Origin of the sequence: Bacillus sanguinis, assembly GCF_018332475.1 — a bacterium.
In the GTDB taxonomy this organism is placed as follows: domain Bacteria; phylum Bacillota; class Bacilli; order Bacillales; family Bacillaceae_G; genus Bacillus_A; species Bacillus_A sanguinis.
Map to the genome: position 1 here is coordinate 1 of NZ_BOQB01000003.1, position 9,968 is coordinate 9,968.

The 9,968-nt window shown below is 34.6% G+C and carries 14 protein-coding genes and 1 pseudogene; 10 read left to right on the forward strand and 5 right to left on the reverse strand.

Translation table 11 applies throughout. The features are described from left to right. Positions 1-15: 15 nt before the first annotated feature. Positions 16-792 carry a 3-hydroxybutyrate dehydrogenase gene (locus tag KI369_RS00125; protein ID WP_212954673.1) on the reverse strand — a complete coding sequence of 259 codons (777 nt, stop codon included), beginning with the start codon at positions 790-792 and terminating at the stop codon, positions 16-18. A gap of 195 nt (positions 793-987) precedes the next feature. On the opposite strand from KI369_RS00125, the gene KI369_RS00130 reads away from it, so the two are divergent. The 4 genes and pseudogenes from KI369_RS00130 (at position 988) to KI369_RS29400 (ending at position 3,210) form a co-directional block, all read left to right on the forward strand. Continuing rightward, positions 988-1,320, forward strand: a complete 333-nt coding sequence (locus KI369_RS00130; protein ID WP_000107968.1) for a PadR family transcriptional regulator — start codon at positions 988-990, stop codon at positions 1,318-1,320. Further along, positions 1,320-2,087 (forward strand): DUF1129 domain-containing protein, encoded by a 768-nt coding sequence (locus KI369_RS00135; protein ID WP_212954674.1) that lies wholly within the window; start codon positions 1,320-1,322, stop codon positions 2,085-2,087. The genes KI369_RS00130 and KI369_RS00135 overlap by 1 nt, the downstream gene beginning before the upstream one ends. Before the next feature lie 12 nt (positions 2,088-2,099). Next, positions 2,100-2,861, forward strand: coding sequence for a DUF1129 domain-containing protein (locus tag KI369_RS00140; RefSeq protein WP_212954675.1), 762 nt, complete (start codon positions 2,100-2,102; stop codon positions 2,859-2,861). Positions 2,862-2,911: 50 nt separating this feature from the next. Beyond that, positions 2,912-3,210 (forward strand): annotated as a pseudogene (locus KI369_RS29400) (DNA-binding protein). A 15-nt stretch (positions 3,211-3,225) separates the two neighbouring features. Here the strand turns inward: KI369_RS29400 and KI369_RS00150 are convergent. Then, entirely contained in the window at positions 3,226-3,843 is a 618-nt protein-coding gene (locus KI369_RS00150) for an ImmA/IrrE family metallo-endopeptidase (protein WP_212954677.1), read from the reverse strand. Between the two features lie 160 nt (positions 3,844-4,003). Between KI369_RS00150 and KI369_RS00155 the strand changes: the two genes are divergently transcribed. From KI369_RS00155 to KI369_RS00165, 3 genes are all read left to right on the forward strand, one after another. Next, a complete protein-coding gene (locus KI369_RS00155) occupies positions 4,004-4,297 on the forward strand; it encodes a DUF3928 family protein (RefSeq protein ID WP_212954678.1) in 294 nt (97 codons plus the stop codon). Between the two features lie 109 nt (positions 4,298-4,406). After that, complete coding sequence (locus KI369_RS00160) at positions 4,407-4,856, forward strand: NUDIX hydrolase (protein ID WP_212954679.1); 450 nt, start codon at positions 4,407-4,409, stop codon at positions 4,854-4,856. A 139-nt stretch (positions 4,857-4,995) separates the two neighbouring features. Beyond that, a complete protein-coding gene (locus tag KI369_RS00165; protein WP_000552069.1) occupies positions 4,996-6,171 on the forward strand; it encodes an acetyl-CoA C-acetyltransferase in 1,176 nt (391 codons plus the stop codon). A gap of 30 nt (positions 6,172-6,201) precedes the next feature. Here the strand turns inward: KI369_RS00165 and KI369_RS00170 are convergent, their stop codons facing one another. Continuing rightward, complete coding sequence (locus tag KI369_RS00170) at positions 6,202-6,954, reverse strand: AAA family ATPase (protein WP_212954680.1); 753 nt, start codon at positions 6,952-6,954, stop codon at positions 6,202-6,204. A 10-nt stretch (positions 6,955-6,964) separates the two neighbouring features. Next, positions 6,965-7,234 carry a hypothetical protein gene (locus tag KI369_RS00175; protein WP_212954681.1) on the reverse strand — a complete coding sequence of 90 codons (270 nt, stop codon included), beginning with the start codon at positions 7,232-7,234 and terminating at the stop codon, positions 6,965-6,967. A 148-nt stretch (positions 7,235-7,382) separates the two neighbouring features. On the opposite strand from KI369_RS00175, the gene KI369_RS00180 reads away from it, so the two are divergent. After that, positions 7,383-8,111, forward strand: a complete 729-nt coding sequence (locus tag KI369_RS00180) for a DUF4184 family protein (protein WP_212954682.1) — start codon at positions 7,383-7,385, stop codon at positions 8,109-8,111. Between the two features lie 35 nt (positions 8,112-8,146). Continuing rightward, positions 8,147-8,911 carry a hypothetical protein gene (locus KI369_RS00185; RefSeq protein ID WP_212954683.1) on the forward strand — a complete coding sequence of 255 codons (765 nt, stop codon included), beginning with the start codon at positions 8,147-8,149 and terminating at the stop codon, positions 8,909-8,911. A gap of 46 nt (positions 8,912-8,957) precedes the next feature. On the opposite strand, the gene KI369_RS00190 is transcribed toward KI369_RS00185, so the two are convergent. Next, entirely contained in the window at positions 8,958-9,389 is a 432-nt protein-coding gene (locus KI369_RS00190) for a DUF3997 domain-containing protein (RefSeq protein ID WP_212954684.1), read from the reverse strand. Between the two features lie 130 nt (positions 9,390-9,519). Between KI369_RS00190 and KI369_RS00195 the strand changes: the two genes are divergently transcribed. Then, the coding region (locus KI369_RS00195; RefSeq protein WP_212954685.1) for an RDD family protein at positions 9,520-9,968 on the forward strand (449 nt) is incomplete at its 3' end.

Here is a 9,968-nt window from a genome sequence, read left to right on the forward strand (position 1 = left end):
AGCAAACTTTATTTTTTATTGAGCGGTATAACCACCATCGATAACGACAGCTTGTCCAGTTATACCTTTCGCTTTTTCGCTCGCTAAAAACATTGCATAATCAGCAATCTCTTGTACTTGTAATAAGCGTTTTTGTGGTACAAGTGGATAAATGACATCCTCTAAAACATTTTCAAGTGGTACATTTCGTGTAGTGGCCAAGTCTTGTAATTGATTCCGTACGAGAGGGGTATCGACATAACCGGGACAAAGTGCATTAACAGTAATACCATGCGTAGCGCCTTCTAAAGCAGCAACTTTTGTTAAACCAATTACGCCATGTTTGGCACTATTATAGGCGGATTTTCCTGCGAATCCAACGAGGCCATTAATGGAAGCGACATTAATAATCCGGCCATATTTTTGTTTTTTCATAATTGGAAAGGCATGTTTAATTGCGATAAAAGGAGCGATTTGCATAATTTTAATGAGTAGCTCGAATTTTTCGGTTGGAAAATCTTCAATCGGTGAAACGTGTTGCATTCCTGCGTTATTAATTAATATGTCTAATGAACCGAAATGATTAACAGTTTGGGAAATGGATGCTTCTATTCCTTCTTCGGATGTAACATCACATTTTAAGCCGATAGCTTGAAAGCCCTCTTTTTGTAGTTGTTCAGCAGCTTTTTTTGCACGATCTTCAAGACGATCGGTAATAACAACTTTTGCACCTTCTTTTGCAAAAGCGTTTCCCATTTCATATCCAATACCACTTGCAGCACCTGTTAAAAAAACAACTCGATTTGTAACCATGATGAAAAACATCCCTTCGTAATAAAGTTCTCATATTGCTCTATTTAGAGAGTGGATAAGAAAAATCCTGCAAAGATTTGGAAAAATATTGTTAACTATCTTGTTTAACAAAATAGTCTCTGCTATACTATTTTGTAAAGTAAGATACTTACGCTTATCTATCTTGTAAAACAAGATAGTGGGAGGGTTTGAATTATGTCGACAAGTCAAATGCTGAAAGGGATTTTAGAAGGATGCTTACTTGCTATTATTTCTGAAGGTGAAATATACGGTTATGAAATGAGTGAGAAGCTAGCAAAGTATGGCTTTACAATGGCGAGTGAGGGAAGTATTTATCCGTTATTAATACGAATGCAAAAGGAAGGATTCATAACAAGTGTAATGAAGGAATCCCCATCTGGTCCAAAACGGAAGTATTACACGTTAACAGAAGATGGCGAAGATGCACTGGATGAATTTATGGATCGCTGGGAAGCGATGCAAAGTAGTGTGGAACGTCTACTTGAAGGGAAGGGGAGAAGAAAATAATGCTATCAAATGAAGCACGAAAGTTTTTATTAGATATGAGATTGTTTTTGACTGCAAAGAGTGTGAAAGAAAGCGATATTGAAAGCTTTATTGAAGACGCAGAACTTCATTTAATAGAAGGTGAGAGTGATGGAAAAAGCGTAGAAGAAATTTTCGGAAGCTCACCGAAAGAATACGCAAATGAACTTGTAAAAGTGATGGAAAGAGATAGACAGGAAACGTGGAAGCAAATTGGTTTTACAGTAATGAATATCGTATCGTTTTGGATTATTGCTTCTATTTTAATAGTGAATAACGGACTATTACAGATGTCACTTATTCAGTGCGTTGGGTATAGTTTGTCATTGATTTTAGTTGTGATAGGTCCTAATTTTCTACTTCGTAAAATGACCTTCGTAACAAGCTTTACAAAAACATGGTTTTCTATGTGGTTTTTAGTCATGATCGCGCCAATGTTTTTAATGGGGGCTGTTACGATATTAGATGTAATCTATCCTACCAAAATGTTTACATTCACCCAAACGCAAAGTTATATATTAGCTGGAGCTATTTTTATTATCACAGTAGCAATAAATATATATTTTGAAGGATGGTTTAAAAACTTATATTTAATTATTCCACTTTCTATTATGATACTGTTTAAAACACTCACATCAGAAGATCTCGTGCCAATGTTATTTCAAATTATATGTTTATACGGAAGTTTATTTATTTTAATTTTCCTTGAAATTATGATGAAGACGAATAGAAGAGAAGCGATTAAATAAGGGAGGGGTATCATGCAGATTTCTAAAGAAGGAGAAAAGTTTTTAATCGATACGAAAGTGTATTTAATAACAAAAGGAATGAAAGAAGAAGATGTGGACGCTTTTATAGAAGATGCAGAACTTCATTTAATGGAAGGTGAGAAAGAGGGAAAGACGGTAAGCAATATATTCGGTGATTTACCAAAAGAGTATGCGGAAGAATTAGCGAAAGAAATGGACAAGGATAAAGGCGGGAGTATAAAGACTATTTTAGGAATGATAATTGGAATAGGGGGATATTGGTTACTTACAAATATTTTATTTGAAAGTCCAAATCATGAATTTACATTAACGAATGTACAATTGATTGGATACCCAATTGTTTTAATTATTACAATTGTAGGGATTGTATTTGCTTTTAAAATGTCGTCATTTAAGAGTAAAATAATAGAATTTAGCATTATTTATGTAGCATCTTTGTTACCGATTTTATTACTAGTATTATTAATGTTTATGAATAAATGGTACGGTACACCTGTATTACAATTAACGACTATACAAAGTTATATACTAGCTGGAGTTATCTTGTTAGTACTGTTAATTGGGGAAGCATACATACTTGGCTGGATTGGGATATTAGCTGTTATCGTACCATTATTCATTATGTTTGTATTTAAAGGATTTGGAGAGAAAAATCCATACTGGGGAATGTTAGAGTCTTTACTTCTGTACGGTAGTTTATATGTATTAATGCGATGGTCTTTAAAAAATGAAGAGAAAAAAACTGTAAGCTAGCTTTATATTAATAGTGAATGAACTGAATTTTTTATTAGAGGGGAACAAACATGCAAAGTATATTTCTAGGTATATTGTCTATTATATTTTTAGGTTTAACGATTTTGGGGCTATATACTACGTTTTCGAAGAAGGTACACGATGACTATTTCGAAACTTTATTAGATGACACATCGGGTATGTTTTGTTCTTCGGTTTAATAGGAAAAGGGCTGCTCTGGATATGCAAAAAAATATTTCCAAAGAAATATTATATAGGGATTATTAGAGTGATTACATTTACGTTTAGTTGCCTATTTTTATTTCTAGCAGCCGGGATTTGGTTTGTGGATTGGAATAAGTTGTTTTAAACAGTAACGAGGTCGTTACTGTTTTTTTCTTTGTAATAAAGCACTTTGTAAAGAGAGTTTTTTTTGTTCATTCGTTAATAGGGATTGAATATGGACGTTTTCAGGGCGCGGGACTATCGGATACATAAGATTTGTTGGAGAAGGATGGTGCTCCGAGCCAGTTGGGGAATGAGGATCTGCGTGAGTAAGTTTTCCGTGAACACGTCTTGTAAATAAAATATGACCGATCTCGTGAGCGAGCGTATATATATTTTTCATAGGAGCAGCTGAATTTGTTAAAACGATATAACCAGTAAGTTGCTGTTGTTTTGCTAGAGAGTAAGCACAGGCAATTACTGCTGTTTCTTTGAAATAATCACTGCCAATATAACAAATGTAAAGGTCGCATTCAGGAGCTTCATTTACACACGTTTGGAAAAAGGATGCTAATTTTTCCTGACTTTGAATAGAATTTTTATAACTAATTTCACGGTCAGAAAAACGGAAAAGTTCATTTAAAACAATTATTTCTTGAATTTGAAATGTAATCGGGTGCCAGATTGACTCTGCAACTGCTAAATCTTTTGCGATACGGTCATCAGAAATATTGGCGCCTGGAGTAATGCAAATACATATATTGACGTATGGATCCATAAGGAACACCTCAACTGAAAAAATTCTTCCTATAATATATGTTGAGAAAAGACCCTATGTATGGATAAACGCCTTGTTTATTACAAGTCGAAAAAATTTCATAGTTCTATAACGTAGTGTGATCATCTTTTTGATATAGTAAAGAAAAGGGGGAGAATATATGTATACATTAAAAATCGTTTCAGACAGAGAAGCTCTTTATCAATTTGCAAGTTATGTAAGAGTTGTGCAAGGGGTGGAAGATGTATATGTAGAGGTGGGAGAATCTTTATATGAACATCCATTAATGAAATTTTATGTACATATTAAGCTTGAGGAAACATATGAGCAACATAAAGCGTTACAAGAAATAGCAAGATTAGTAGAATTAGGACGTTTTACATACGTCCATTATCGTAATGATGAAATTGAAGAAGCTTTTGAAGCTGTAAAATATGAAAGTTTTAAGAAATAAGAATGGAAAAAGGAAGCGAAAGCTTCCTTTTTTTTCTTGGAAATTACACCAACAAAAGGAGAAAAATTTTGTTATGATAAGGGAGGGTGAGGAAAGGAGAGTTTACATATTGGGGTATATTGAAGAGTTACGCAAAGTCGTTGGGACGAGACCACTTATTCTCGTTGGTTCAGCAATAATTATATTAAATGATAATCAAGAAGTATTGCTTCAATATCGTTCAGATACATATGATTGGGGTGTACCTGGCGGCGCGATGGAACTAGGAGAAACGACAGAAGAAACTGCTCGCAGAGAACTATTTGAAGAGACGGGACTCAATGTGAAAATTATGCAATTTATCGGGGTTCTTTCGGGAAAAGAAGTGTACTTCCAATATCCAAATGGGGATGAAATTTTTAATGTTATTCATCTGTATCAGGGGCATCATGTGAGTGGAGAATTAAGGCTTGATCAGGAGGGTTTGAAGCTTCAATATTTTCCGGTAGATAAGTTACCAAAATTGAATGAAACGACAGAGAAAATTTTACAAAAATTTTTATATGCATTAACAGAATAGAAGGTTAATTCCTTCTATTTTTATTATATTAAATATTTTGATTTTTTAGTATGTTTATAGTATGATAGATGTAGACATACATCTTATGGAATTTCACCTAAAAACTGACTAGGGTACATAAGAGAGGGGCAAGTGCAAAATGCATAATGTTGTTATTACAGCTGCAGTTCGTTCGCCAATTGGAACTTTTGGAGGAGCGCTAAAAAATGTAACGCCAGTAGAATTAGCGGTTCCTGTACTTCAGGAAGCTGTAAAACGAGGCGGGGTAGAACCACACGAAGTTGATGAAGTAATTTTAGGTCATTGTATTCAAAGAACTGATGAAGCAAATACTGCAAGAACAGCTGCATTAGCGGCAGGATTTCCTGACACAGTTACGGGTTATACAATCCAACGCCAATGTTCTTCAGGTATGCAAGCAATTATGTCAGCTGCAATGCAAATTCAATTAGGTGTAAGTGATGTTGTTATTGCAGGTGGAGTAGAAGCGATGAGTTCGAGCCCTTATGCATTAAAACAGCACCGCTGGGGACAACGTCTACAGCACGGAGAAATTCGTGATACGGTGTGGGAAGTACTAGAAGATCCGATTCACCATATTATGATGGGTGAAACGGCTGAAAATTTAGTTGACCAATATGAAATTACAAGAGAGGAACAAGATGAAGTTGCGCTTCGTAGTCATACATTGGCACTGCAAGCAATCGAGTCTGGATATTTTGACGAGCAAATTGTTCCTATTACGATAAAAGAACGTAGAAAAGAAATAGTATTTTCGAAGGATGAACATCCACGTGCAGATATTACAGCGGAAAAATTAGCAGGATTAAAACCAGCTTTCCGTAAAGATGGATCTGTAACGGCAGGGAATGCATCTGGCCTTAATGATGGAAGTGCGGTTCTAGTATTAATGAGCGAAGAAAAAGCGAAAGAAAAAGGCTTACAACCGTTAGCTAGAATTGTTGGATATTCAGTAGCTGGAGTAGATCCGAAAATTATGGGTATTGGACCAGCACCAGCAATTCGTAAAGGATTAGAAAAAGTAGATTGGTCATTAGAAGATGCTGATTTACTGGAAATTAATGAAGCTTTCGCTGCACAATACCTAGCTGTAGAGAAAGAATTAGGTTTAGATCGTGAAAAAGTGAATGTAAACGGTAGTGGTGTAGGTCTTGGACATCCAATCGGTTGTACAGGAGCTCGTATTACGGTAAGTTTAATTCACGAATTGAAGAGACGCGGTTTAGAAAAAGGAATTGCCTCTCTATGCGTCGGTGGCGGTATTGGGGTAGCATTATTTATAGAAGCACTATAAAAAAGAAGCAGCAATCGCTGCTTCTTTTTTTTAAGAATCAAATAGATGATGGAATAATCGATCACGATTTTCAAAGAAAAGTTTCGTCGTTTGGTAATGCTCGGTTTCTTCTAGTGTGGATTCATGAATCCCTTCTTGTGTTAAAGAGTATATAGTGGATTCAGGGTAAGCCATTAAAATAGGAGAATGCGTCGCGATAACAAATTGTGAACCTTGTTCCGCTAGTTCGTGCATTCGAATGAGCATGGAAAGTTGTCTCATTGGTGATAGTGCTGCCTCAGGCTCATCTAAAATGTATAAACCTTGTCCTGAAAAACGGTTCATAAATAATGAAAAGAATGATTCACCGTGTGATTGTTTGTGTAGTGAGATACCACCATATGAGTCAATAACTGGATTCCCACGGGATTCTAAATCGGCATCTATTTCATCAATATAAGAAGCAACGTTATAAAATGATTCAGCGCGAAGAAAGAAACCGTCGTTTGGTGTATTGAAACTTTTAGAAATTCGAAGGTATTCATGCAAAGATGAATGTGAATCATTTGTGCTAAATCGGAAATTCTTCGTTCCACCTTCTGCATTAAACCCTAAAGCGATAGCAATTGCTTCGAGTAATGTTGATTTACCGGTTCCGTTTTCTCCAATAATGAATGTTACATTTGGATGAAAAGCTAGTGATTGTAATGTTCGGATAGCGGGTAAACAGTAAGGATATGTGGAAAAACTAGGGATATTTTCTTTTTTTAATGTTACATTTTTTAAAAAGGGTACGTCAATCAATATATAAACCTCAATTCATAACGGATTTTGATTCTAAAAAGGCAGCAAATACAAGTGTAAGACAGCTTGCGGCTAGAAGTGTATACTGAAGTGCTCCAAAACCGATACCTTCCCAGCCAAAAGTCATCCTTTTCCATATAAAAATGAAAAGAACACTCATAAAGCCAACGAGAACGGGTGTATCTTTTATAATTTTTAAATGCTTCCATAGAAAAAATCCAATGTATGTACTTAAAAACAAGGTAAACAGAACAAGAAAAAAGACAAGTGTTAATGACACGCGAATCCCTCCTTATTTTCTGAATATTTCATGTGGATTATAACATGTAAACTATCATATTCCAATGTGAAAATAAATATTGCATCAAGATCAATTCTCTCGTTATGATAGATGTTATTCTATTGAAAATATGAAAAGGAGTCAAAACATGCCGTTTACATTTGCGCATCCAGCAGCAGTTCTTCCATTTGTGAAGAAGCGTTCTCAATATATTTCAGTAACGGCTCTTATATTAGGGAGTATGGCTCCTGATTTTGAATATTTTTTACACTTTAGACCTTATGGTGTCATTGGGCATACGTGGCTTGGGTTCTTATATTTAAATTTACCACTTGTATTTCTGTTAGCATATATGTATCATTACATTTTAAAAAAGCCGTTTATAACGCATTTACCTAAACCGTTTGCTGGCTACTTTGCATATGCAGTAGATGAGAGGTGGGGGCTTTACACATGGAAAGATTTCTTTGTATTTTGTTATTCTGCTTTATTTGGTATGCTCACGCATGTCGTTTGGGATGCATTTACTCATAATACAGGATATATTGTTACGAAAATACCATTTTTACAAAGAGAATTACATTGTATTCCAGTGTATAAATATATGCAGCACGGGAGTACATGTGTTGGTTTATTATTACTATTATACGTACTATGGAAGTATAAAGATGAAACAGGGAAAGATATTATGATAACTTCAGAAAAAAGGAAGTATTGGGTTTTGGCAATAATTGTGGCAGCTCTTATATTTATCGTTCACGCGTTCGCAGATCCCTATTTTCATATTTTCCAAATAGGGGGTATAATAGTATCTGGACTGACAAGTTCGTTTTGTGGACTTCTCATTGTTTCTATAGTTTACAAAGCAAGGGACTAATTGATATTAATGAATGATAGTGTTAGGAGAATTATATGATGAAAGCATGGAAAAGTATTTTTGTTTTATGTAGTTTTCTTCTTATGTTAAGTGGTTGCTTCCATCAAGAAGAAAAGAAAGTTGAACCGAAGAAGAAAGAATCTATTCCTGAAACAAAAGAATATGGCGGGCGTGAGCTGAAAAAAGTAGGACAGAAAGTGAAAGAAACAGGTTGGGGTACTTTTAAGTTAGAACAGATTCATTCTGTGAATCAAACATTTGAAGTAGCACCAATGAAAATTCACGTACAAGATGTAAAAGTAATTTCTTTATCGCAGATGAGTAAAGATGCAAAAAACACATTAAAAGTATATACGGCATTAACTCCTGAAGAAGTAAAGCGTAGATTAGGAGATAAAGTCAGTCAAGAAGATGCGGAGTTATATGCATCGATAAGTGGTACAGAGATTAGTGATACGATTCGTTACGTTGAAATTACATATAAGGTGGAAAATAGCGGGAATAAAAATATGCAATTTTTCTCTATGAATGATGTTACGATTAATGATAAACAACATTTTAAAGTAGCAACGCAAAACTTTTTATATGATGAAGATACGCTTGTTGGTACAAAAAATGTATCAAGGGAAGATTATAAGCCTGGTGAAACAAGAGATGGTATTATCGGCTTAATACTTGATGATGGAAAAGAAAAGGTAAAAGATATTAAGTTTACAACAGATAATGTAGTCGCAGCAGATGCAGAAACGCAAGATGTTGTAAAAGAGCCACAAACTTTTAATATCTCACTTTCTGAGTAAGATGTTTTTAAAAACAGGTAAGAAAAAACAGTCAGCGCTTAAAATATTATGCTGACTGTTTTTTCTGTTCTTTTATGTATGAATCTACACTTTGAAAAGGTACCTTAATTTTAAACGCATTTTTTTGTTCATTAAATTGTTTTTCATTATAAGGGCCAAAACGTTTATTATGCTTTACGTCAATAATCCAATAATGCTCACTTTTTTTATTTGCAATTGCTGCGTCAGGGTTATTCGGATCGGACTTTTCCTCAATTTGTTTTGCAATAATATATTTATCATCCCAAGCTATGTCTGTAATTTTTGCAGGAATGTATTGTGTGGCATATACAGCATCTTGCGTGGGGAAAAGTTCAAATGCATTTCCAGAAGTACGTATGAGTTCGTATTCATCGTTAATCGTATAAGTTATATGATTTGCATTTCCAGCACAACCGGCTAATAGGAATGCGACGAATAGGATTATCCATTTTTTCAATATGGGAACCTCCTTTACAATGCTGTTGTAACACATTGTACAAGAAAAGTAAGAGAAACGCTAGTTTACAATGTTTTTTAGAAGTGGTACGATGAGACGGGTAAAGAAGGATATGAAGGAGTCGACATAAATGAAGTTAAAGATGCATCGTCCAGCGCTTGTAATGAATCGCATAGGTGCTTCCCTAATTGACATGTTTTTAATCTCGGTTATGTATGGTGCAGTAGTAGCTGTTATGACTGGAAATTATAGTGCTATTTTTGATCGCTTTAATATTAGTTTTGGTGATTATAGATATGATCTAGCAGTAGTTTTTATATTAATGGCGATATATTTTATTTTGGTACCCTTTATTTGGAACGGTGTAACACTTGGTAAAAAGGTAACAAGAATAAAATTAATTTCATTGAAGAGTGAAAAGTTAACGTTACAAACATTAACGATGCGATTTTTTGTATTGTTATTACCGAACATATTACTACTTGGAATTCCGATATTATGTAACGTATATATGATGTTATTCCGCAAAGATAATTGTGGTTTTCAGGATTTAATTACAAAAACGAAAGTAATAAGTCT